Genomic DNA, 22921 nt, shown 5'->3' with positions numbered 1-22921 from the left:
TTTGGTCCCACGCTGATGGTCCGCACCGTGCCGCGTACCGGGCATCTCCTGGTATGCCGTCGCCGGAAAGTCAGCAAGGCAGGAGTGGGTGCCCGTAGTCGGTGTCCCTACCGTGGGCGGCGACGGTCGGCGAACGAGGAACGGTGGAACGGCGATGGTCCAGCCCGCAGAGCCGGTGCCCGGCACGATCCGGACGGTCTCGTCCCGAGAGGTCTACCGCAACCGGTGGCTCTCGCTGCGCGAGGACGTCGTGGAGCGCCCGGACGGCACCCGCGGCATCTACTCGGTGGTCGACCGGACCGACTACGCCGTGGTGATCGCCGCCGAGCGCGGCGGGTTCCACCTGGTCGACCAGTACCGGTACCCGACCGGTGGGAGGAACTGGGAGTTCCCGCAGGGCTGTTTCCCGCAGGGACGCACCGGTACCGCGGAGGAGCTCGGCCGCGCCGAACTGGCCGAGGAGACCGGCCTGAGCGCGGAGTCGTGGACCGCGCTGGGCAAACCATACGGCTGGCACGGCGCCAGTGGACAGGCGTTCACCGTTTTCCTGGCCACCGGTCTGCGCGCGGACGCACCCCGGCGGGAGCACGAGGAGCAGGACATGCGCCACCGCTGGGTGTCACGCGCGGAGTTCGAGCAGATGATCCGGGAGGGCGCCATCCGGGACGATTCCACGATGGCCGCCTACCTGCTGCTGCTGTTGCACGAGCGGACGGCCCCGTAGCCGGTCCCGGTAGCGGATGACAGCACTCCAGAAGATGCGGGACGGCGCCCGGTCGCACGAGAATGATCGCAGCCATGCGACCCGATGAGAGCCTTCCGATGCCTGCACCCCTGAACCCGCCCGACGTGAGAACACCCGTCGACCGGCGGGTGCGCATCACCGCCTCCTCCGCATCGGCCCGGGCGGCCGGATCGACCCCGCCGCTCCCTTCCCTTCATCGCCGCCCCCGGCGACCCATACCCACGGGGCCGACCGCGCCCTGCCGAAATCGCTGCCGCACGACATGAGGAGACCTTTCATGGTGGAGAAGACCGACGTGGTCACCGAGCTGCGCGCCACGCTCAAGGGGCAGGTGCTCGTGCCCGGTGACGCCGGCTACGACAAGGCGCGCACCGTGTACCTGGGCGGGATGGACCAGCAGCCGGCCGCGATCGTGCAGCCGGCCGACGCCGACGACGTGGCCAAGGTCATCGGGCTGGTCCGCGACGGCGACGTGCCCTTCGCGGTCAAGAGCGGCGGGCACAGCGTGCACTGCCTCGTCGACGGCGGCATCGTGCTCGACGTGTCGTCCCTGCGCGACCTGCAGATCGACGTCGAGGCGCGCACCGCCTGGGCCGAATCGGGCCTGACCGCCGGCGAGTACACGAACGCCGCCGCCGAGCACGGTCTCGTGACCGGCTTCGGGGACACCGGCAGCGTCGGCCTCGGCGGCATCACCACCGGCGGCGGCATCGGCTACCTGGTCCGCAAGCACGGCATGACCATCGACGACCTGCTGGCCGCCGAGGTGGTCACCGCCGACGGCGAGCTGCACCGCGTCGACGCCGAGAACGAGCCCGACCTGTTCTGGGCGATCCGCGGCGGCGGCGGCAACTTCGGCGTCGTGACCCGGATGAAGTTCCGGCTGCACGAGCTGACCACCGTCCTCGGCGGCCTGCTGGTCCTCCCGGGCACCCCCGAGGTCATCACCGGCTTCGTCGAACTCGCCGAGCAGGCCCCGGACGAGCTCACCAGCATCGTCAACATCATGCCGGCGCACATCCTGCCGTTCGTGCCCGAGGAGCTCCACGGCACGCAGGTCGTCATGGCCACGATGGTCTACGCGGGCGAGGGCGAGCAGGCCGAGCAGGCCATCGCGCCGTTCCGCGCCCTGGCCACCCCCATCGCCGACTTCATCGCGGCGACGCCCTACCCGGCGATCTTCCCGCCGGAGGACGACATGCACCCGGTCGCCGCCGCCCGCAACCTGTTCGTGGACAACGTCACCGCCGAAGACGCCGCCCTGATCCTGGACCGGATCGCGACGTCGACGGCCATGGTCCCGGCGGTCCAGATACGCGTCCTCGGCGGCGCCATGGCGCGCGTGGCGCAGGACGAGACGGCCTTCGCCCACCGCGACCGCAAGGTGATGGTCAACCTGGCCGCGATGTACGGGGACCCGGGCGAAGCCGAGATCCACACCCGCTGGGTCGACGAGTTCACCGCCGCGCTGCAGAAGGGCGTCGGGGGCGTGTACGTCAACTTCCTGGCCGACGACAGCAAGGCCCGCATCCACGAGGCGTACCCGGAGCACACCTGGGCCCGCCTGCGCGAGATCAAGCGCGCCTACGACCCCGCCAACCTCTTCCGCTCCAACAGCAACATCCCGCCCGCCGACGCGTAACAACGACCGGCGGCACCCGGCGGCACCCGGCAGGACGCGACCATCGCACAGGGGGCGGTGGTCGCGTCCTGCTGCCGTTTCCCGGGTACCGCGGCCACGCCGCAGGGCGCCGCGACAGGTGTCGCAACAGCTGTCGCAACTCCAGCCGCAACACCGCACGTTGGGAGGTGCGGCCGCCTTCGGGGGGATGTCACATTCGGCATCGCCGACGACGAGTTCCAGCCGGTCGTCCCGCTCTGCCTCCCGAGAAGGTGTGCCTTGACGTCATCGACCACGGGGGACGGCATCGCCGTCAACCAGCCGACTCTGCTTCCCTCGCTGACGAGCCTCCGGTTCTTCACCGCGGTGATGATCTTCCTGTTCCACGCCACGAGCTACGTGGTGTTCGCCTCGCCCGGAGTGGGCGAGCGCTACCTCGGTCTGGTCACCATGGGTGGCTGGGCCGGAATGAGCTTCTTCTTCATGCTCAGCGGCTTCGTGCTGACGTGGGTGGCCCGCCCGAAGCTCGCGGCCGGCACCTTCCTGCGGCGCCGCCTGGTCCGCGTCTTCCCCAACCACCTGCTGATGTTCGCCGTCACCGCGGCCCTCTCGGTGCTCGTGCTGGACCAGGTCTTCGACGAGCGGGTGGCGCTCCTCAACGTCCTGCTGCTGCAGGCCTGGTCCCCGGACCTGATGGACCGGATCGGCTTCAACTCGGTCTCCTGGTCGCTCTCCGCCGAGCTGCTGTTCTACCTGTCCTTCCCGGTGCTGCTGCGCCTGGTGCGCAAGATCCGTCCGGAGCGGCTGTGGGCGTGGGCTGCCGGTCTGCTGGCGACGATCACGCTCGCCGTGCCGTTCGCCGTGAAGCTGCTGCCGGCCCAGCAGGCCATGCCCTTCCTCGAACTGACGCCGAACGAGTTCTGGGTCCTCTTCCACTTCCCGCCGGTGCGCATGCTGGAGTTCGTCCTCGGCATGCTGCTGGCCCGGATCGTGCTGAGCGGCCGCCGCGTTCCGGTCAGCTTCGGCGGGGCCGCGGCCCTCACCGTCGCCGCGTACTTCCTCGGCCCGCTGTTCCCCTCCAACTTCCGGATGGTGGCCGTGATGGCGGTCCCGCTGGCCCTGCTGATCGCCTCCGGCGCCGTCTCCGACCTCAACCGCAAGCGGCCGACGGTGCTCTCCAGCCGCCCGATGGTCTACCTGGGCAACCTGTCGTACGCGTTCTACCTCGTCCACATGCAGGTGCTCGTCTTCGGCGCCTACTGGCTCGGCACCGCCAAGCCCGGCAGCACGACGTTCGGGATCGGCGCGATCGCGCTGCTGTTCGCCGTGGCGCTCGTGCTGTCCTGGCTCATGTTCACGCTCGTGGAGCAGCCGCTGATGCGCCGCTTCGGTGCGCAGCCGCGCTCCGGCCGGACCGCCGCGCAGCCGGCCGCCCCGGCGAAGTCCGGGAACACCGCCGCCGCCCCGGCCGCGGAGAAGGCCCCCGCCGGCGTTCGATGACCGAGCGGCAGTCAGTGGCGGGGCCCGGTACGGGCCGCCGCCGCTGACGCGCGCGGTGCTCGCAGCACCGCGCTCGCACCACCGCGCAGGCCACCGGCACGAGAACGGCAATCTGGGAGTTGTCCGTCCGGTTCCGCGGGTGTGACGCTGGCCAGGGTCACCGGTGCCGTCTGCGCGGCCCCCGAACACCTCTTGAGACTGCTTGCGGGATCGTGCCGGCGAGAATCGGCGGGCCCGCCAGAGATAAAGGATCGACAGTGGTCCAGAACCTGCAAACGCCCCCGGCGCCGGTGAGCACAGGTCCGGCGAAGCCCGCCGCGACGGTACCGTCGGCGGCATCCGGGCAGACACCCGGACAGATACCCGCGCAGACACCCGAGCAGGCGCGCAGCTGGTGGCGACGCCCGTGGATCGGGCCGTTGTTCGTGCTGTCCGCGGCCTACATCGCCTTCACCGCGATGCCGTACCTCAACGAGGACACGGCGCCGCTGATGCCGCACGAGGGCTTCTCCGCGTACTACCCGGTGCTGATCACGCACATCGCCTTCGCCACCGTCGCCCTGCTGACCTCGATACTCCAGGTGTGGCCGTGGCTGCGCCGCGAGCACCCCGCCGTGCACCGGTGGGGCGGCCGCCTGTACATGGTGAGCGCGGTGGTCGCGGGGGTCCTCGGCCTGGTGATCGTGCCGTTCGCGATGCCGGTCGGCAAGGTCGGCGTCACCGTCGCGACCGTGCTGTGGCTCGCCTTCACGGTCATGGGCTACGTCAGGATCCGCCAGCGCCGCTACGCGGAGCACCGGCGGTTCATGCTCTACGCCTTCGCCATGGTCATGAACAACATCTGGGGTCTGCTCGTCGTCCTCGCCGCCGGCATGCTGCCGCCGACGATCGACTTCAACTACTACCTCGAGACGATCCGCTGGATCGGCTGGGTCATCAACCTGGGCATCGTGCAGTGGTGGCTCAACCGTACGGCCGGTCGCCCGGTGCGCTGACTGGGGGGCGTGGTGACGGAGGGCCCGGACGCCACCCGGCGTGAGAGGCCCGCCGTCCCGCGAACGCACCGTCACATCCATCTCGCAGTCCCGTGCGGATGCGTGCTCCAACACCCTCAAGGAAGGACGCTCGATGCAAACGAGCACCGAGAACGAACCGGCCGTCAAGGCGGGACGCCGGGAATGGCTGGGCCTTATGGTCCTCGTCCTGCCGGCGTTCCTGCTGTCCGTGGACATGTCCGTGCTGTACCTGGCCCTGCCGCACCTGGCCGAGGACCTCCAGCCGGGCAGTACCCAGCAGCTGTGGATCCTGGACATCTACGGATTCATGCTCGCGGGGTTCCTCGTCACGATGGGCACCCTCGGCGACCGGATCGGCCGTCGCAAGCTGCTCCTGATCGGCGGGGCGCTCTTCGGCATCGCCTCGGTGATCGCGGCCTACTCCACCAGCCCGGAGATGCTGATCGCGGCCAGGGCGCTGCTGGGCATCGCCGGAGCCACCCTCGCGCCGTCGACGCTCGCCCTGATCACGAACATGTTCAAGGACCCGAAGCAGCTCGGCGCGGCCATCGCGGTGTGGACGACCGCCTTCGTGGGCGGCGGCGTGTTCGGCCCCGTCATCGGCGGCCTCATGCTGTCGGCGTTCTGGTGGGGCTCGGTCCTGCTGCTGGCCGTTCCCGTGATGGCACTGCTGCTGATCGCGGGACCGCTGCTGCTGCCGGAGTACCGCAACGGTGAAGCGGGCCGCCTGGACCTCGTCAGCGTCGGGCTGTCCCTGCTGACCATTCTGCCGTTCATCTACGGCGTCAAGGAGATCGCCCACGGCTGGGACCCGGTGCCCGCCGCGGCGCTGGTCGCCGGCGCGGTCTTCGGCACGCTGTTCGTCCGCCGCCAGAGCCGCCTGGACAACCCGCTGCTGGACCTCGGCCTGTTCAAGATCCGCGACTACCGCGGGGCCCTGCTGCTCGGCCTGTTCGTCGGAACCGTCACCGGCGGCGCCCTGCTGCTGGTCAACCTCCAGCTGCAGATGGTCGAGGGCCTCTCGCCGTGGCAGACGGGCCTCTGCCTCGCGCCCAGCGCCCTCGGCGTGCTCCTCGCCATCTCGGTGAGCACCGGTCTGGCCCAGAAGGTCCGGCCCGCGGCCCTCATGGCGGTCGGCCTGCTCGCGGCGGCGGCGGGCTACGTCGTGCTCGCCCTGGCCCCCAGCACCGACAGCACCCTCATGGTCGTGATCGGAGCGATCCTGATCAACGCCGGGCTCGGCCCGACGGTGTCGCTCGGGTACGGCATGGTCCTCGGTGCCGCCCCGCCGGAGAAGACCGGTTCGGCGTCGGCGCTCTCGGAGACCAGCGGCGAGTTCGGAGTCGCCTCCGGCATCGCGATCCTGGGCAGCATCGGCACCGCCGTCTACACCAGCGAGCTCACGGTTCCCGCCGGCGTCCCGGCCGAAGCGGCGGAAGCCGCCCGGGACGGCATCGCCAACGCCGTGGCCGTGGCCCCGCAGCTCTCCGAGCCGCTGGCCGCCGAGCTGCTCACCTCGGCCCGCGAGGCGTTCACCTCCGGGCTCAACCTGGTCGGCGCCCTGGCCGCCGTACTGTTCGTCGCACTCGCGGGGCTCGCCTGGCAGTGGTTCCGGCACATGCCGCCCCACCCCAAGCCGGAAGCCGCCGCGGCGCAGGAGCCGGCGGAGGAGGCCGAGGGCGTCACGCCCGACCCGGTCGTGACCGATCCGGTCGTGCCCGAGCCGGTCCGCTCCTGACCGTGCACGCGACGACGCCGGCCGCCCGGTTCCCCGGGCGGCCGGCGTCGTGCTGACCTCTCCGCCGCGCTCACGTCCGCGTCGGGGAGCGTCAGCGTAGGGGGAGCGTCAGCGCGGCTTGCGCGCGCAGACCATGACGTACCCGATCTGGTCCTTGCGGGGCGCGAAGAACCCCCGGTGCACGCGGGAGAACTCGGCGAGCTGCTCCTCGCCGAACTTCTCCGCCACCTGCTCCCGCTGACCCATCGCGGCCTTCAGGTACTTGCCCTTCATGCCGAAGACCCGGGGGCCGCACTGGGTGAACTCCTCGACCGCGAAGCCGGCGGCGCGGGTCTGGCGCAGCCACTCCTCCAGGGTGGGGAGCACCGGGAGCTTCAGCGTCGTCATGAACTGCTCGACGCGCTCGGGTTCGCCCGGCTCGCCGAGGCTGAAGTCGGAGAACGCGATACGGCCACCGGGACGCAGCACCCGGTACAGCTCGCGCAGCACCTGCCCGAGGTCCGGGGCGTTCTGCAGGGACTCCAGCGCGAGTACGGCGTCGAAGGAGCCGTCCGGGAAGGGAAGGTCCATGTAGTCGCCGTAGCGGAAGTCCACCAGCGCCGACAGGCCCGCGTCCTCGGCCCGGCCGCTCGCGCGCTCCAGCTCGAAGTCGCTCACCGTCACGCCGGTGACCTCGACCCCGTGCTGCCGGGCCAGGAAGAGCGCCGCCTCGCCGGGCCCGCAGCCCGCGTCCAGGACGCGCTCGCCCGGGCGCAGCCCGAGGGTGTCCGTGAGCTTCTTGGTGACGCGGTGCACGGCCTCGGGCAGCGTGGCGTCGTCCTCGGCGTCGTACCAGTACCACATGTGCAACTGGCCGTCCCGGAACTCCTCACCGATGGGCGTGCGTTCGTCGTAGTGCCTTCCCATCTCCGCGAGCGCGTTCTCCGCACGTCCGTCCGCAAGGCCCGTCAGTACCTCTGTCATGAACCCGTATCTCCCCTCGCACGGCCGCACCGCGGTCGAGCGGCTCAGCCGCTGATCCTGCGGCCAGCACGCCGCGGGCGCATCTCCGCGGTTGCTGCACTGCCCGGACGGGTGCGGCCGCCAAGTCAGCAAGATCGAATACGGAGTGCGGGGGCTCCCGGTGCCAGGATCGATGCGGCGTCGCACGGTCCAGGACCGGCGGGGCCGGGGTGCCGAGCGGGCGCACCGCGAAGCGATGAGGGGATCACATGCTCAACAGACGTGGCGTCATGCTGGCAGCCGGCGGTGTGGCGGCGACCGGAGCGGCGCTTGCCTGGCCGATCACCGTGCTGGGCCGGACGGGCAGGGCGACGGCGGAGGCGTCGGCGCAGGCCGGACGGTCAGGGGCGGAGCAGCACATCATGCGGATCGGGATGGTCGCGAAGGCCTCCCCGGTCCAGGCCGCCGAGCCGTTCTCCGTACGGATGCCCGTGCCCGAGGTGGCCAGGCCCGTGAGCACCCGTGGCGGCACCGACGTCTACGAGCTCGCCCTCCAGCCCGCGCAGGCCGAGATCCTCCCGGGCAAGAAGACCCCGGTCCTGACGTACGGCGGAACCTTCGTCGGACCCACCATCAAGGCCCGGTCCGGGCGCAAGGTGCGGGTCAAGTACGTCAACAAGCTCGATGCCCCCGTCAACGTCCACCTCCACGGCGGGCACGTGCCCCCGGAGAGCGACGGCTACCCGATGGACCTCTTCGGGCCGGGGCAGACACGCACCTTCGAGTACCCCAACCAGCAGGACGGCTCGACCCTCTGGTACCACGACCACACCCACCACATGGAAGCCGAGCACGTCTACCGGGGCATGCACGGCTTCTACCTCATCGAGGGCCAGGACGAGCACCGGCTGCGTCTGCCCAGCGGCCGGTACGACGTGCCGATCATGATGCGCGACGCCCACTTCGACGAGGCCGGCGGCCTGATCCTCGACGTGGAGCACCCCGAGGCGCGCTCCACCCTGCTGGTCAACGGCCGTCCGCTGCCCTACTTCCCGGTTGCCGCGCGCAAGTACCGCTTCCGGCTCCTGAACTCCTCCATCCACAAGATCTTCGAGCTGGACCTCGGCGGCGTGGAGATGGTCCAGATAGCCTCCGACGGCGGTCTGCTGCCCGAGCCGGTGACCCGGACCAAGCTGACGCTCGCGCCGGCCGAGCGGATCGAGATCGTCGTCGACTTCTCCCGCCACGAGGTCGGCAGCAAGCTGGTGCTCACCGATGCCACGGGTCCCGTGATGCGTTTCGACGTCGAACGCCGGGCCCACGACAACAGCCGTGTGCCGGCCCGGCTGCGCGCGCTTCCCGCGCTGCCCGCCCCGGCCCGCACCCGCCGGATGAAGCTCGCCGTCGCCCCCTCGAAGATGGCCTACGCCATCAACGACCTGAGCTGGGACCCGGACCGGGTCGACACCGTCATCAAGAACGGCACCACCGAGGTCTGGGAGCTCTACAACGCGGACACGGTGGACTCCGAGTTCGGCGGCATCGACCACACCTTCCACCTGCACCTGGTGCAGTTCAGGGTCCTCGACCGCGACGGCAAGCCGCCGCTGCCCGGTGAGGCCGGGTTCAAGGACACCGTGCTGGTCCGGCCCGGCGAGACGATGCGCGTCCAGGCCACGTTCAAGGGGTGGCCGGGCAAGTACGTCTACCACTGCCACATGCAGGAGCACAACGTGGCCGGCATGATGGCCCAGCTCGAGATCGTGGAGTGACGATGAGAACCGTCGTCCGCGCGGTGCTGCGCGGCGCGCTGCGCGACATCCGCCACGTCGAGGCGGTCCCCCCGGGCCGTGCGCGGGGGGACGTCGCCCGCGTCTACGAGCAGGCCCGGCGCGACTTCGGCGTGCTGGCCCCGCCACTGGCCCTGCACTCGGCCGCCCCGCAGCCGCTGGCCGCGAACTGGCTGCTGCTGCGCGAGACGCTCCTGGTCGAGGGGCGGGTGGACCGGGCCGTGAAGGAGGCCGTCGCCACCGAGGTGTCCCGGGCCAACTCCTGCCCGTACTGCGTCGAGGTCCACCAGGCCACCCTGAACGCACTGCCGCAGGAGGCGGAGGCCGCGGCCACCGGCGCCGTGGCGCGGTGGATCCGGGCGGCGGCCGACGGGCTGGAGCCCGGCCCGGCCCCGTTCACCGCGGACGCGGCGCCCGAGATCCTGGGCGTCGCGCTCACCTTCCACTACCTCAACCGCATGGTCGGGATCTTCCTGGAGGACTCCCCGCTGCCCCCGCAGACCCCGGGCGCCGCCCGCGGCACGATCCTGCGCACCGTGGCCCGCGCCATGCGCCCGGTCGCCGGCCCCCCGGTCGCCGGCGCCTCCCTGGACCTGCTGCCCGACGCCCCGCTGGCGGCCGGCCTGGAATGGGCCCTGCCCGCACCGGCCGTGGCAGGAGCGATCGCCAGGTCGTCCGCCGCCGTCACCGATGCCGCGCGCTGGGTGCCGCAGCCCGTACGGGACCTCCTGGCGGCGCGCCTCGCCGCCTGGGACGGCGTTCCCGTCGGCATCGGCTCCGCCTGGCTGGACGAGGCCCTCGCCACGGTCACCCCGCCGCACCGCGCCGCCGCCCGGCTCGCGCTCCTGACCGCGTTCGCCGCGTACCGCGTCACGGACGGGGACATCGCGGCGGTGCGCGAGCACCACCCCTCCGACCGCGAGATCGTCGAACTCACCTCCTGGGCGTCGCTGACCACCGCGCTCCACCTCACGGCCCGCCTGGGCGCCGGCTTCACGGCGGCCCCGCGCACCTGACCCGCGGCGCCCGCGACATGCGACGGCCCCGGTGCCTCCCCTCGACGGGGCGGCACCGGGGCCGTCGTTCGTGTGGCCCGCGGTCCCCGCTCAGGCGGCCGCCGGCTCGATGTCGATGCGGATCTCCTCGCGGGACAGGCGCTCGCACAGCTCGACCGCGCTGTCCGTGTCACCGGCGCGCACCACGACGCAGCCGAGCCGGTCCCAGTTGTCGCGCAGCGGGCGCACCGTGTCGCCCGGAGCCACGGAGACCTGGGCGATCAGCACGTCGTCCCGGGCCGCGACCTCCTCGACGCCGGACACCGCGGTGACGGTGCCCGGAGCGCGCAGCACGAAGCGCGTGCACGCCGCGCCCTTGGCGTCGGGGGCCGTTGCCAGTGCCTCGGTGAGGCCGACCGACCAGGCGGCGCCGTAGGCGACCATGTCGATGCCGTACGCGGCCTCGACCAGTTCGACGATGTGGTCGCCGCCCAGGCGGTTGTGGGACTCGATCACGACGGGGCCGCGGCTGCTGAGCCGGATCTCGGTGTGGCTGGGGCCGTCGGTGACCCCCATGCCGGTGAGGAACTCCTCGACGGCGCCGGTGATCCGGTCGCGGTCGCCGTCCGCGAGCCGGGCCGGAACCGCGTGGCCGAGCTCGGCGAAGTGGGACTCGTCCACGAGCTTCTCCGTGACCGCGACGACCACGTGCCGGCCCGCGAAGCTGAGCGCCTCGACGCTGAACTCGGGTCCGTCGATGTACGACTCCATGAGGAAGCCGTCCACCACGAACATGGTCGACCCGCGGTCGGTGCGGCCGCCGTCCAGCTCCTTCACGCGCGCCCAGACGCGGTCCAGGTCCTCGGGGCCCTCGGCCCGGATCAGACCGAACCCGGCCGTCGTGGAGACCGGCTTGACGATGTACGGGTAGCCGGCCAGCTCCCCGAACGCCTCCAGGGACGCCCGGCCCTCGACGCGGGCGACGTGCGGGGCGGGCAGCCCCTGCGCGATGAGGTGGCGCCGCATCAGCCACTTGTCGCGCATCCTGCGGCTCACCTCGTAGCGCCGGCCGTCGCTCAGGCCGAAGAGGTCGGCCAGCCGGGCCGCCGGGTTCAGGCCGGGCTCGGTGAGCGAGACCACGGCGTCGACGCCGTACACCGTGCGCGCCGCCTCGGCGAAGGGCAGGACGGTGTCCCAGTCGGTGTAGTCGACGATCAGGGTCACATCGGCGGTCCGCGTCTGGAACGCGGTGACCTTGTCGGGGTGCTGGACGAGGACGACGCGGACGCCGAGAGCCTTGAAGCGCTCCAGGTGGACGTCGACGCCGCCGATCAGCAGGACGGTGGGGGTACTCAACGGACGGTTCCCTTCGAAAGGACGGAGACGGGTTCCCGGACGACCACCCGCAGCTGCTCCCGTACGGAGGCGATCCGGACGGCCGCCTCCTGCGGTGAGGCACCGTCGACGACGACGTACCCGTGCCGGGTGAAGGAGTCGGTGGTGTGGGGCAGCAGGTCGCCTGGCTGGTACGGGAAGTGCAGGGCGTGCACGTACGGCAGGGCGCGGACCGGCTCGAGGCCGGTGACGGACTCCAGCGGTCCGGCGGGGAAGCGGAAGAAGCCGATGGCGGCAGTGCGGTGGGCCTGCGGCACGGGGACCGGCAGGCCCGCCAGGGCGCGGAAGACCGACGCCTCGATGTCGTAGCCGCGTGCCACTTCCACCAGCAGCGGGATGCGGTCGCCGCCCAGCCGGGCCTGCGACTCCACGATCCGCGGACCGTCGGCGGTGAGGATCACCTCGGTGTGCGCGGGCCCGAACCGGTGCCCCGCCAGGTCCAGCAGCCCGGTCACCACGGCACGCAGGGCGATCTCCTCGCCCGCCGGCAGCGGCGCGGGGTGGACGTGGCCGGTCTCGATGAAGCCCGGCGGACCGCTGGTCTGCTTGGCGGTGACACCGACGACGTGGTGGACGCCGTCCACGGTGAGGGTCTCGACGCTGAACTCGGGCCCCTCCAAGTACTCCTCGACGATGTACGGGCCGCCGAGGCCGGCGGCGGCCACCCTCTCGGCCCACTCGTCGACATCGGACGGCTCCCGGACCAGGGCGACGCCGCGGCTGCCCGAGGCGCCGGCCGGCTTCACGATCACCGGCCCCGCGAAGGAGCCGACGGCGGCCCGCGCGGCCGCCACGGACGCGGCGCGCTCGGCCCGCACCACCGATAGCCCGGCGGCGTTGAGCAGCCCGCGCATGGCGGCCTTGTCGTTGAGCAGGCGCACGGCCTCGGAGCCGTTGGGTGACAGGCCGAGCTCCTCCGCCGCGGCGACGGCCACGCCCATGGTGTCCTCGGAGCCCAGGTGCAGGACGTGGTCGACGGCGTGGGTGCGGGCGGTCTCGATGATCAGGTCGCGCAGGCCCTGTGCGTCGCCGAAATCGGTGAGCAGCAGTTCCCGGGAGTGGAGCGCCACCTCGTCCAGGTACGACTGCTCGCGCAGGGACGGGTCCCAGATCGACCAGACCTCGAAGCCGGCCTCCACCGCCTTGCGGACGAACTGGCTGTAGGGCATCACCATCAAGAGTCGCCGGGGCACGGCGGTGTGCGTCATCTGACTCGGCTCCGTTCGTCGGTTCGGGGGTGTCACGCGGCCAGGGAGGAGGCCGCTGCCTCACCCCGGGCATCCCGCGCCTGCTGGGCGGTGCGTGCCCGCAGCAGGGAGCGGTACAGCAGGATCGCGGCCAGGCCGGCGGTGCCGTAGAGAAGGCTCATGCCGATCGCGGGGACGAAGGCGCCGACACTCACGCACAGGGCGGCCACGAGCAGTCCGGCCCGGGCGTTGAGCGCGTAGGCGGCCATGTACTTCGTACGGGAGTGCGCGGGCACCAGGTCGGCCAGCAGGGTCTGGCGGACCGGGATGCTGGCGATCTCGCCCAGGGTCAGCAGCACGGCGGCGGCGATCAGGAGCCAGGCGGAGTTGCTGACGGCCCAGACCATGTAGCCGGCGCTGAACACGGCGATGCCCGCGTAGAGCCGGGTGCGCTCGGAGGTCCGTGCGAGGAGGCCCTTGGCCGCCAGCACCAGTGCGACCACGAGCGCGGCGTTCACGGCTCTCAGGATGCCGAGGATCAGGACGCCGTCGACGGCCGGTGCCCAGGAACCGATGGTGGCCAGGGTCTGGCGCGGGAACTCGTCGGCGAGCCGGACCGCGATGTAGTACCCGATCTGCATCTCGACGGCGGCGATCAGGGCGGCCGCGGTCAGCTGCTTGAGGAACAGGCGGTCGCGGGCGACGGCGAGGTAGCCGCGCAGCATGGCGCCGGGGCCGGTCGCCGCGTCCCTGGCGCCGGCGGGCGCGGTCTCGCTGATCCAGCGCCAGATCACGCCGGTGGTCAGGGCGCAGGCCACGGCCGCCGCGATCAGCAGCTGGGTGAAGTGGCCGTCGTAGAAGAAGCCGCCGATCAGGGCGCCGACGGTGAAGGCGACGTTGATCGACCAGTAGTTGATCGTGTAGACGAGCGGGCGGTTCTCGGGAGTCGAGACGTCGACCATCATCGCGTCGGCGGCGGGCGTGGCCAGCTGCGCGGCGCACGTGTTGGCCAGGAAGAGCAGGAACGTGGCCACACCGGAGGACCACCAGGGCGAATTGGCGAGCGCGAGCAGCGCGAAGCAGACCGTCGCACCGAACTCGCCGGCCACGAGCAGGGGCCGCCGGCCGTACACGTCGGCGAGATGACCGCCGATGAAGTTGCTGGCGATGCCCGCCGCGGCCACCGCGAGGGTCAGCGCGCCGGCCGTCGCGGCCCCGTAGAGGGCGGCGAGATGGATGACCAGGAGCGGCATCAGCATCACGGACAGCAGACGCTGGACGAATCCGACGCAGATCCTCAGCCGGATGTTGGGGTGCAGGTCGCGGAAGTTCATCGCGGAGTCCGGGGGGCCTGCGCCGGGTGTTCGTCGGCCAGGCGGCCGCCCTTGCCCCAGTGGCCGGGGTCGACGTCCCGGACGATCACGGTGACGGATTCCCGCGGACAGCCGGACACGCGCGTGACGACGTCGGTGATCCCTGCCACCAGTTCGCTGCGCGCGGCGCGGTCGTTGCCCTCCCACCAGTTGACGGTGATCACCGGCATGTCGGTGTTCCTCTTCTCTCCACGGGCTATTCCAGGGAATTGCCAGGACGGCGGCAGAGTGATTCCAGGCTTACCGAGGGGAGCACGAAGGGAGCCGGGGGACAAGAATTCGCGACGACGCGCTGCGACTTCGGCGACTTGGTGAAGTCGTCGTACTCCCCGTGGGTCTGTTGCCCCGTCAACGACCTCGTGGTTGGCTCGGCCCCGTTCTGTCCGGCAGGTCCCGTCCGACCTGCTGACCACCCCTCCGTGACCGGTGAGCGCCTGCGCTCAGTGGCGGGCACGGCGCGCCGGCACGGGGGGCGCAGGACCTCTGCCGCGCTCGGAAGGAATCTGGTGTCCACGTTCGACATACGAAAGATCGGCGGCCGTATCGGCGCGGAGGTGACGGGCGTCGACCTTTCCGCTGGTATTTCCGATTCTGTTTTCGGGCAGATCAATGAAGCGTTCCTGGAGCACAAGGTGCTCTTCTTCCGGAATCAGGACATCACCGACGACCAGCAGCTGGAATTCGCGGGCCGATTCGGTCCGCTCACCCAGAAGCACCCGCTGATGCGCACCGTCGACGGGGCCCCGCAGGTGCTCGCCGTCGACGGCGACGACCAGCGCGCCGATCACTGGCACACCGACATCAGCTTCACCACCGCCCCCTCCCTCGGGACGACGCTGCGCAGCGTCGTCCTGCCGCCGTACGGCGGGGACACCCTGGTCGCCAACGCGGCGGCGGGGTACAAGGACCTGCCGGCCGAGCTGCGCGAGATCGCCGACCGCCTGTGGGCCGTGCACACGAACCACGCCGAGCAGCCGAGGCTGGGCACCGAACGCGGCGACAAGGTCCGCGAGGCGTTCCTGGCCCGCCGGTTCGAGACCGCCCACCCGGTCGTGCGCGTCCACCCGGAGTCCGGCGAGCCGAGCCTGTTCCTGGGCGGCTTCGCCCAGTGGCTGGTGGGCATGGAGGTCCGCGACTCCCGCCCGATCATCGACGTCCTGCAGAGCTACGTGCGACGGCCGGAGAACACCGCCCGCTGGAGCTGGCGCCCGGGCGACGTCCTGATCTTCGACAACCGCAGCACCCAGCACTACGCGGTCAACGACTACGACGCCCACAAGCGCGTGCTGCACCGCGTCTCCATCAACGGCGAGGTGGCCACGGGCCTCGACGGCAAGCAGAGCTACGCCATCAAGGAGGGCGAGTGAGCACCCGGGGACCGGCCGGATTCGCCCGGCGGCTGCGCGGCCGCGAGCGGCTCGTCGGCTACTGGATCGCCTGCGACAACCCGGTGGGCACCGAGCGCATCGCGAGCCTCGGCTACGACTACATCGGCGTGGACGGCCAGCACGGCGTCATGCACCAGCCGGGCTGGCAGGCCGCGATGCTCGCGGTCGACTCCTGGCAGATCTCCGCCGGCCTGATCCGCGTTCCGTCCGCGGACCCGATCGCCATCGGTGTCGCACTCGACACCGGGGCGCGCGGCGTCATCGTCCCCATGGTCGACACCGCCGAGCAGACCCTGACGGCCGTGCGCGCCTGCCGCCACCACCCGGCGGGCACGCGAAGCCTCGCCGGGCCGGTCCGCGCCGAGCTGCGGGTGGGCTCCGTACCGTCCGACATCGACGGCGAGACCGCCTGCATCGTGATGATCGAGACGGCCTCCGCCCTGGAGAACCTCGAGGCCATCTGCGCCGTGCCCGGTCTCGACGCGGTCTACGTCGGCCCCGCGGACCTGTCCGCCGCGCTCGGCGCACGCTGGTTCGGCGACCCCTCGGCCGCCGCCGCACTGGAGGCGGCCCTGGAGCGCGTCACCGAGACAGCCCGCCGGGCGGGCATCGCCTGCGGCATCCACTGCCTCGACGGGGAGAGCGCGGCCAAGAGGCTGACCGAGGGGTTCACCTTCGCCACGGTCTCCAGCGACATCACCCATCTGCAGCAGGCCGCGGCCGCACATCTCGCCGCCGCGGGCGCATGACACTCCTTGGGGGAGCAGTGACGACGCAGACCGAACCGTGGTCCGCCGGCCCGGCCGCGGCCGGTCGGCTGCCCGTCCGCTCGCTGGACGAGCTGGTCGGCGGCACGCCGCTGCTGGAAGTGGACCTGGCGGGTCTGGCCCCGTCCGTGCGTCTGCTGGCCAAGCTGGAGATGTTCAACCCCCTGTTCAGCGTCAAGGACCGGGCGGCGCTCGCGATGCTGCGCGAGGCCGAGGAGTCGGGGCTGCTGCCCCCCTCCGGAGGCACCGTCATCGAATGCTCCTCCGGCAGCACCGGCATCTCGTTCGCGGCGCTGTGCGCCCGGCGCGGTCACCGCTGCGTCATCGTGATGCCCGACAACGCGAACGAGGAACGCCGCCGCGTCCTGGACATGCTGGGCGCCGAGGTGGTCCTCGTACCGCACCAGGACGGGCTGATGGCCGCCTGGGCGCACGCCGAGGCGCTCCAGCGGGCCACCCCCGGATCGTGGGTGCCGCACCAGGACCGCAACCCGGCCAACGCACGGTCCCACTACGAGAGCACCGGACCCGAGATCTGGGAGGCCACGGGGGGCGCGGTCGACGTGCTCGTGTGCGGGGTCGGCACCGGCGGCACCATCACCGGCACCGCCCGCTACCTCAAGGAACGCCGGGACGTCCACGTCGTCGCCGTCGAACCGGCCCGCTCCGCCGTACTGTCCGGCGGCGCGGCCGGTCCGCACGGCATCCCCGGAATCGGCGCCGGCTACGTCTCGGACATCACAGACCTCACCCTCATCGACGAGGTCGTCGCCGTGCCGGACGAGGCCGCAGCCGCCACTGCCCGCGAGATCGTACGTGCCACCGGCCTGCCGGTCGGCACCTCTTCGGGAGCCGCCGCCTGGGCGAGCTGCAGCGTCACCGCGCATCCGCGCTGGGCGGGTGCGACGGTGGTCACCGTCTTCCCCGACAGCGGGGAGCGCTACTTGTCCACGGCACGCGGCTGACCCGTCGTCTCCTCACGGAAAGACAGGCAGACATGTGCCGGATCTACGGCTACTTCAACGCGGCGGCGACGCCGCACGAGATGCGCACCGTCGCGGCGCTCCAGCGCCACGGCGGCCCCGACGCCACGGGCATCCGCCAGGAGGCGCTCTGGGGGCTGGGCAACAACCGGCTCGCCGTCGTGGACCTGGACGGCGGAGCGCAGCCCTACGGGCTGGGCGGCCGCATCCAGGTCGTCTTCAACGGGGAGATCTACAACCACGGAGCACTGCGCCACCGCCTCGAAGGCCTCGGCCACCACTTCGAGGACCGCTGTGACGGCGCCGTCATACCCGCCCTCTACCTGGAGTACGGGGACGACTTCACCGACCACCTCGACGGCATGTACTCCATCGCGCTCGTCGACCTGCGCGGCGAGGTGCCCCGGCTGCTGCTGGCCACCGACGAGATGGGCATGAAGCCCCTCTACTACCGGTGGGACGCGGCGGCCCGCTCGCTGCACTTCTCCTCCGAGATCCCGGCGCTGCTCGGCTTCGGCGGGGCCGCACCGCGGATGCGAGAGGAGTCCTTGGACGCGTACCTGGCCACCCGCACCCCCTTCGGCGCGCAGACGATGTTCGAGGGCGTCGAGGTGATGGCGCCGGCGACGACCATGGTGTGCGCCCTGGGCGGAGCGCCGAGCACCCGGCGGCGCCCGGCCGCCGCACTGCCGCAGCCCGGTCCCGGGGACGCGGCGGCCACGGCCGTACGGGTCCGGCGCGCCCTGCGCGAGGAGGTCGGCCGGCTGCTCGTCGCCGACGTGCCCGTAGCGCTGATCACCTCCGGCGGGCTCGACTCCAGCCTGGTGACCGCGCTGGCCGCCGAGCACGGCCCGGTGCACTCCTTCAACATCGCCTACAAGGGCTCCTGGCCCTTCGACGAAAGGCACTTCGCCCGGCAGGCCGCCGAACGCGCACGGGCCGTGTACCACCAGGTGGAGATCGACCCGGCGGACTTCCCGGCGCTGCTGGAGGAGACCGTCTGGCACCTGGGGCAGCCCAACGCGGACCCCATCGCCCTGAGCACGTACGCCCTGTTCAAGGCCGTGCGTGCGGCCGGCTTCACCGTCGCGCTGACCGGCGACGCCGCCGACGAGGTCTTCGGCGGGTACGGGCGGATGCAGCACGCCGCCGAGGCCGCGGCGGCCGGCGCCGCCTGGGCGCCGGGCTACCTCGACGCGCTGTCGGCCGTGCCGGCCGCCCTGCGCCGCTCCCTGTACACCGACGCCTTCCGCGAGCGCCTGCGCGAGGTACCGGCGCTGCCGTCCGACGCGGAGGCCGACCTGCTGCACGGCCCCGGCACCGTCCTGGAGCGCATCACCCGCTTCGAACTGGGCCACCGGCTGCCCGCCTACCACCTGCGCCGGGTCGACCACCTCAGCATGGCCGGCTCCATCGAGGTGCGCCTGCCGTTCTGCCAGAGCTCCGTCGTCGCCCTCGGCCGCTCGCTGCCCGACCGGCTGAGGCTGCACGACGGCCAGGTCAAGCGGACCCTGTACGCGGCGGCCGCCGGCCTGCTGCCCGACAGCGTGCTCGACCGCCCGAAGCAGCCGTTCACCCTCCCGATCACCGCGATGCTGCGCCCCGGGCAGCCCTTGTGGACCCAGGCCCGGGACCTGCTCACGCCCGCCCGGCTCGAAGCCGACGGCCGGCTCGACACCGCCGCCGTGCGGGCGCTGTTCACCGCGCAGGCCGAACGGCCCGGCGACACCACGGCCCTGGCCCTGTGGTCGCTGCTCGTGCACGAGGTGTGGCGCGAACAGTTCCACCCGGCCCGCACGGCAGCGCACCCCGCCGCCCGGCCCGCGTCCGTGGCGGTGGCCGCGTGATCGGCCACCTCGCCTACGCCGCGGGCAGCCCCTGCCCCACCTTCGTCCTCGACGCGGCCCGTCTGCCGCGCGAGGAGACGGCCCTGCTGGTGCACCTGGCCGAGGCCCGCCGCTACCTCGCCTCCGCGGGCGGCGCGCACGTCCTGAAGATCGCGCTGGTCGAACCGTCCGCGCACCCGATGTTCGACCTGGACTACCGGTTCGTCCAGGCCCTGCCGGGAGCGCCCGACCAGTTCGACCTGCGCGGCTCCTGCGGCCACTCGATCCTGTCGGCGGTCGTCGCGGCGGCCCGCTCGGGGATGCTGGAGCGCCTCGTGCCGGGCGTACGGATCCGCGTGAACGTCCTCAACAACGGGGACAGCGTGGTGTGCGAGGTCGACCGGGTCGAACGCGACGAGGTCCGCTTCACGGTCACCTTCGTCCAGCCCCGGCCGGTCCCCTTCACCGAACTGCTGCCCACCGGCCTGCCCCGTACCCTGCTCGACACCGGCGGGGAGCGCCACGAGGTGTCGATGGTGGCCAGCGCCAACACGTACGCCTTCGTCGACGCCCGCACCCTGGGGATCGCGGACACCGCCGCCCTGTTCGGTGCCGGGGACGACCTGCTGCGCCGCCTGGAAGGCATCCGGGGCGCCGCCGCCGACCTGCTGGGATGGCGCCGCGACGGGGCCTTCCCCAAGATCGCCGCGATTCTTCCGGGGGAGGACGGCGGCCTCTCCGCCCGCGCGGTCACCGTGCCCGGCTGGCACCCGACGATCGCGCTGACCGGAGCCGTGTGCCTGGGCACCGCCGTCCGCATCCCGCACACCGTGCCCTGGCGGATCGCGCGCGAACAGGGCGCGGCGGACGGCCTGGTGGACATCACCACGCCCGGCGGCCGCACGGCCGTCTCCGCCGTGACCGCGCTGCACCGAGACGGAACCGGAGACGGAACCAGAGACGGAACCGGAGACGGAACCGGAGACGGAACCAGAGACGGAACCGGAGACGGAACCAGAGACGGAACCGGAGACGGCGCCCTGTTGTGGTCGAGCGTCGCGCGCAAACACGTCACCTTCCAGGGCTCGTTCGTCCTGGAACCCCTGAGTCACCTGCAATTCGAGGAGGTCGCCCAATGCCTGGCGCTGTCGGGAGCCGCATGAAAACGAGGCTCGGACCCGAGCTGCACCAGCTGCTCCACGCGTCCGCCGAGAAGTCGGCGGCGACGGGTGAGCCGGACGGCGAGGCCGTGGCGGCGCTGCGCGCCAGCGGGCTGCTGGCCACCGCGGTACCGCACGCCCACGGAGGGGCGGGCGGGGACGCCGGCGAGATCAACCGGGTCACCGCCGCGATCGCCGCGGCCAATCCGTCGCTGGCGATCATCGCGTTCCAGCACTTCGCGGTGAGCGCCCGGATCGCCGAGTGGGGCACCGAGGAGCAGAAGCGCGTCCTGCTGCCGCGCCTGGCGGACGGCAGCGTGCTGGCCGCTTCGTCGTGGAGCGAGCTCGGCGCGGGCGCGGCGAAGCAGAACCTGTCCAGTACGGGCGAACGCCGCTCCGACGGCGGCTGGGTGCTCCGCGGGGCCAAGACGTTCACCACGGGCGCCGCCGTGGCCGACCTCTACCTGGTCCTGGTGAGCACCGGCGGGTCCGAGACGGACGAGCGGGTCGTGTACGGGGCCGCCGGGCAGACCTTCTTCCTCGTCGGGGCGGACAACCCGGGTCTCGTCCCGGACCTGGGCCTGGACCTGGCCGGCATGCGCGGCTCCGCCACCGGACTGGTCACCCTCGACGACTGCGCCGTGTCCGACGGGGACCGCCTGGGCCCCGAGGGCCGGGCCGCGTCGATCATCGCGGGCGTCCGGGAGTCCGGGGCGACCCTGGGGGCGGTCTCGGCCGGCATCGCCCAGGCCGCCTTCGACCTCGCGCTGACCCACGCCCGCTCGCGCGGGCTGCTGGAGCTGGCCACCGTGCGCCACCGCCTCGTGGCACTGGCCACCCGGCTGGAGACCGTACGCGCGGCCGTGGAGCGGGCCGGTGCCCGCACCGCCCCCGACCCGGGCCTGGCCACCCTGCACAGCAAGCTGTACGCCACCGCCGCCGCCGAGGAGATCTGCCTCGACGTCGCGCGGATGCTCGGCTCGGCCGGCTACCGCGCCGGGGGCAGCGCGGACCGGCTGCTCGCGGACGCCCGCGGGGTGGGACTGATGGGGCCGACCAACGACCTCTGCCGGGAAGTGGTGGCGCTGTCATGGACCGCCTGAACCCCGCCGCCGGGGCCACCGAACTCGTCGTCAGCGGACGCCGCCTGATCACCCCGCAGGGGGTGCGCCCCGGCCACCTGCTGATCAGCGGCGGCCGGATCACGGACGTCTCGGACACCGACACGGCGCCCGCCTCCGTCCCCCGCGTGGACGCGGGCGACCACTACGTCCTGCCCGGCCTCATCGACACCCACGTGCACTTCCGGACCCCCGGTCTGACCCACAAGGAGGACTGGGAGCACGGCAGCCGCGCCGCCGTCCGCGGCGGCGTCACCACGGTGATGGACATGCCGAACACCCGCCCGCCCACCCTCGACCCCGAGGCCGTGCTGGCCAAGGCGGCCCTCGTGCAGGGCCATTCGCTCGTGGACTACCGGCTCCACATCGGCCTCGACCCCGACCACCCCGAAATCCTGGCGCACCTGGACCCGGACATCGCCACCAGCGCCAAGATCTTCATGGCGGGCCACCACACGGCGCCCACCGTGGTGCGCGACGCCGCGCAACTGGAGAAGGCCTTCGCCGCCGCCGCGGAGGGCGGTGTCCAGCTCGTCCTGCACGCCGAGGACGACGAGCTGTTCGCACTGCTCGACGCGTGGTGGGGCGAGCCCGACAGTTACCTGGAGTACGAGACGCGCCGCCCGCGCACGGGCGGCATCGTCGCCGTCGCGAAGATCATCGACCTGGTGCGGCGGTACGGCACCCGGGCCCACATCCTGCACCTGTCCAGCGTCGAGGAGGCGGACCTGGTCTGCGCGGCGCAGGCCGCCGGCCACCCCGTCACCTTCGAAGTGACCGGCCACCACCTGTCGTTCACCGACCAGGACACCCGGCGCCTCGGCGCCCGCACCCGGCTGTCGCCCTCGATCCGCGGCCAGGGCGACCAGGACCGGCTGTGGCAGGCCCTGTGGGGGGGCCAGGCGTCCACGCTGGGCAGCGACCACGCCCCGCACACCGTCGCGGAGAAGACGAGCACCCCCGCGCAGTCGCCACCCGGGCTGCCCGGAGTGCAGGAGCTCGCCGTCGCCGTGTGGACCGGCATGCGCCGGCGCCGGCCCGACGAGGATCCCGACATCGCGATCGCCCGTCTCGTGCACCACATGTCCGCCGTTCCCGCCGAGCTGTTCCGGCTGCCCGGCAAGGGACGCCTGGAGCCGGGTGCCGACGCCGACCTCGTCGTCTTCGCGCCCGACACGCCCTGGATGTTCTCCGCCCACGACGTGGAGAGCAAGTGCGGCTGGTCGGCGTACGAGGGCTGGACCTTCACCGGACACGTCGACAAGACCCTGCGCGCGGGCCGCACCGTATGGGACGCGGCCACAGGATCCTTCGGCGCGTACGACGGCCGGCTTCTGCGGGCGGCTCCCGCACCCACCAGACAGGAGAGCTGAA

At 72.3% G+C, this 22921-nt stretch carries 19 protein-coding genes; 14 read left to right on the top strand and 5 right to left on the bottom strand.

Going from position 1 to position 22921, the window contains the following annotated elements; genetic code table 11:
* The first annotated feature begins 154 nt into the window (after window positions 1–154).
* The 5 genes from AC061S_RS12225 (at window position 155) to AC061S_RS12205 (ending at window position 6620) form a co-directional block, all read left to right on the top strand.
* Entirely contained in the window at window positions 155–724 is a 570-nt protein-coding gene (locus AC061S_RS12225) for an NUDIX domain-containing protein (RefSeq protein ID WP_478685923.1), read from the top strand.
* Between the two features lie 298 nt (window positions 725–1022).
* On the top strand, window positions 1023–2387 hold the full coding sequence (locus AC061S_RS12220) for an FAD-binding oxidoreductase (protein ID WP_478685922.1): 1365 nt from the start codon (window positions 1023–1025) through the stop codon (window positions 2385–2387).
* Between the two features lie 258 nt (window positions 2388–2645).
* Window positions 2646–3866, top strand: a complete 1221-nt coding sequence (locus tag AC061S_RS12215; protein ID WP_478685921.1) for an acyltransferase family protein — start codon at window positions 2646–2648, stop codon at window positions 3864–3866.
* 257 nt (window positions 3867–4123) lie between these two features.
* Complete coding sequence (locus AC061S_RS12210; protein WP_478685920.1) at window positions 4124–4861, top strand: DUF2306 domain-containing protein; 738 nt, start codon at window positions 4124–4126, stop codon at window positions 4859–4861.
* A gap of 133 nt (window positions 4862–4994) precedes the next feature.
* Window positions 4995–6620, top strand: coding sequence for an MFS transporter (locus tag AC061S_RS12205; RefSeq protein ID WP_478685919.1), 1626 nt, complete (start codon window positions 4995–4997; stop codon window positions 6618–6620).
* A 108-nt stretch (window positions 6621–6728) separates the two neighbouring features.
* Here the strand turns inward: AC061S_RS12205 and AC061S_RS12200 are convergent, their stop codons facing one another.
* On the bottom strand, window positions 6729–7583 hold the full coding sequence (locus AC061S_RS12200) for an SAM-dependent methyltransferase (protein ID WP_478685918.1): 855 nt from the start codon (window positions 7581–7583) through the stop codon (window positions 6729–6731).
* A 248-nt stretch (window positions 7584–7831) separates the two neighbouring features.
* On the opposite strand from AC061S_RS12200, the gene AC061S_RS12195 reads away from it, so the two are divergent.
* Both AC061S_RS12195 and AC061S_RS12190 read left to right on the top strand, forming a co-directional pair.
* Window positions 7832–9334 (top strand): multicopper oxidase family protein, encoded by a 1503-nt coding sequence (locus AC061S_RS12195; RefSeq protein ID WP_478685917.1) that lies wholly within the window; start codon window positions 7832–7834, stop codon window positions 9332–9334.
* A 2-nt stretch (window positions 9335–9336) separates the two neighbouring features.
* A complete protein-coding gene (locus AC061S_RS12190; protein WP_478685916.1) occupies window positions 9337–10368 on the top strand; it encodes a carboxymuconolactone decarboxylase family protein in 1032 nt (343 codons plus the stop codon).
* 90 nt (window positions 10369–10458) lie between these two features.
* Here the strand turns inward: AC061S_RS12190 and AC061S_RS12185 are convergent, their stop codons facing one another.
* The 4 genes from AC061S_RS12185 to AC061S_RS12170 are packed head-to-tail and all read right to left on the bottom strand — an operon-like array spanning window position 10459 to window position 14472.
* Window positions 10459–11703: an ATP-grasp domain-containing protein gene (locus tag AC061S_RS12185; protein WP_478685915.1), complete on the bottom strand. Its 1245-nt coding sequence runs from the start codon at window positions 11701–11703 to the stop codon at window positions 10459–10461.
* Window positions 11700–12950 (bottom strand): ATP-grasp domain-containing protein, encoded by a 1251-nt coding sequence (locus tag AC061S_RS12180; RefSeq protein ID WP_478685914.1) that lies wholly within the window; start codon window positions 12948–12950, stop codon window positions 11700–11702. The genes AC061S_RS12185 and AC061S_RS12180 overlap by 4 nt, the downstream gene beginning before the upstream one ends.
* A 32-nt stretch (window positions 12951–12982) precedes the next feature.
* Window positions 12983–14263 carry an MFS transporter gene (locus AC061S_RS12175; RefSeq protein WP_478685913.1) on the bottom strand — a complete coding sequence of 427 codons (1281 nt, stop codon included), beginning with the start codon at window positions 14261–14263 and terminating at the stop codon, window positions 12983–12985.
* Window positions 14260–14472: a tautomerase family protein gene (locus AC061S_RS12170; protein ID WP_478685912.1), complete on the bottom strand. Its 213-nt coding sequence runs from the start codon at window positions 14470–14472 to the stop codon at window positions 14260–14262. Before AC061S_RS12170 ends, AC061S_RS12175 begins: the two co-directional genes overlap by 4 nt.
* A gap of 336 nt (window positions 14473–14808) precedes the next feature.
* Between AC061S_RS12170 and AC061S_RS12165 the strand changes: the two genes are divergently transcribed.
* The 7 genes from AC061S_RS12165 (at window position 14809) to AC061S_RS12135 (ending at window position 22920) form a co-directional block, all read left to right on the top strand.
* Window positions 14809–15669 (top strand): TauD/TfdA dioxygenase family protein, encoded by an 861-nt coding sequence (locus tag AC061S_RS12165; protein WP_478685911.1) that lies wholly within the window; start codon window positions 14809–14811, stop codon window positions 15667–15669.
* Window positions 15666–16439, top strand: coding sequence for an HpcH/HpaI aldolase family protein (locus AC061S_RS12160; protein ID WP_478685910.1), 774 nt, complete (start codon window positions 15666–15668; stop codon window positions 16437–16439). The genes AC061S_RS12165 and AC061S_RS12160 overlap by 4 nt, the downstream gene beginning before the upstream one ends.
* Before the next feature lie 68 nt (window positions 16440–16507).
* Complete coding sequence (locus AC061S_RS12155) at window positions 16508–17422, top strand: PLP-dependent cysteine synthase family protein (protein WP_478685948.1); 915 nt, start codon at window positions 16508–16510, stop codon at window positions 17420–17422.
* Between the two features lie 32 nt (window positions 17423–17454).
* Window positions 17455–19287 (top strand): asparagine synthase (glutamine-hydrolyzing), encoded by a 1833-nt coding sequence (gene asnB / locus AC061S_RS12150; RefSeq protein WP_478685909.1) that lies wholly within the window; start codon window positions 17455–17457, stop codon window positions 19285–19287.
* Window positions 19284–20429: a PrpF domain-containing protein gene (locus AC061S_RS12145; RefSeq protein ID WP_478685908.1), complete on the top strand. Its 1146-nt coding sequence runs from the start codon at window positions 19284–19286 to the stop codon at window positions 20427–20429. The genes asnB and AC061S_RS12145 overlap by 4 nt, the downstream gene beginning before the upstream one ends.
* Window positions 20426–21529 carry an acyl-CoA dehydrogenase family protein gene (locus AC061S_RS12140; RefSeq protein ID WP_478685907.1) on the top strand — a complete coding sequence of 368 codons (1104 nt, stop codon included), beginning with the start codon at window positions 20426–20428 and terminating at the stop codon, window positions 21527–21529. The genes AC061S_RS12145 and AC061S_RS12140 overlap by 4 nt, the downstream gene beginning before the upstream one ends.
* Window positions 21517–22920, top strand: coding sequence for a dihydroorotase (locus AC061S_RS12135; protein WP_478685906.1), 1404 nt, complete (start codon window positions 21517–21519; stop codon window positions 22918–22920). Before AC061S_RS12140 ends, AC061S_RS12135 begins: the two co-directional genes overlap by 13 nt.
* The last annotated feature ends 1 nt before the right edge of the window (window position 22921 follow it).

The sequence above is a fragment of the Streptomyces sp. CA189 genome (genome assembly GCF_056428985.1).
The sequence above is the reverse complement of the archived record's forward strand: the minus strand, read 5'-3'. Positions and strand labels throughout refer to the sequence as shown.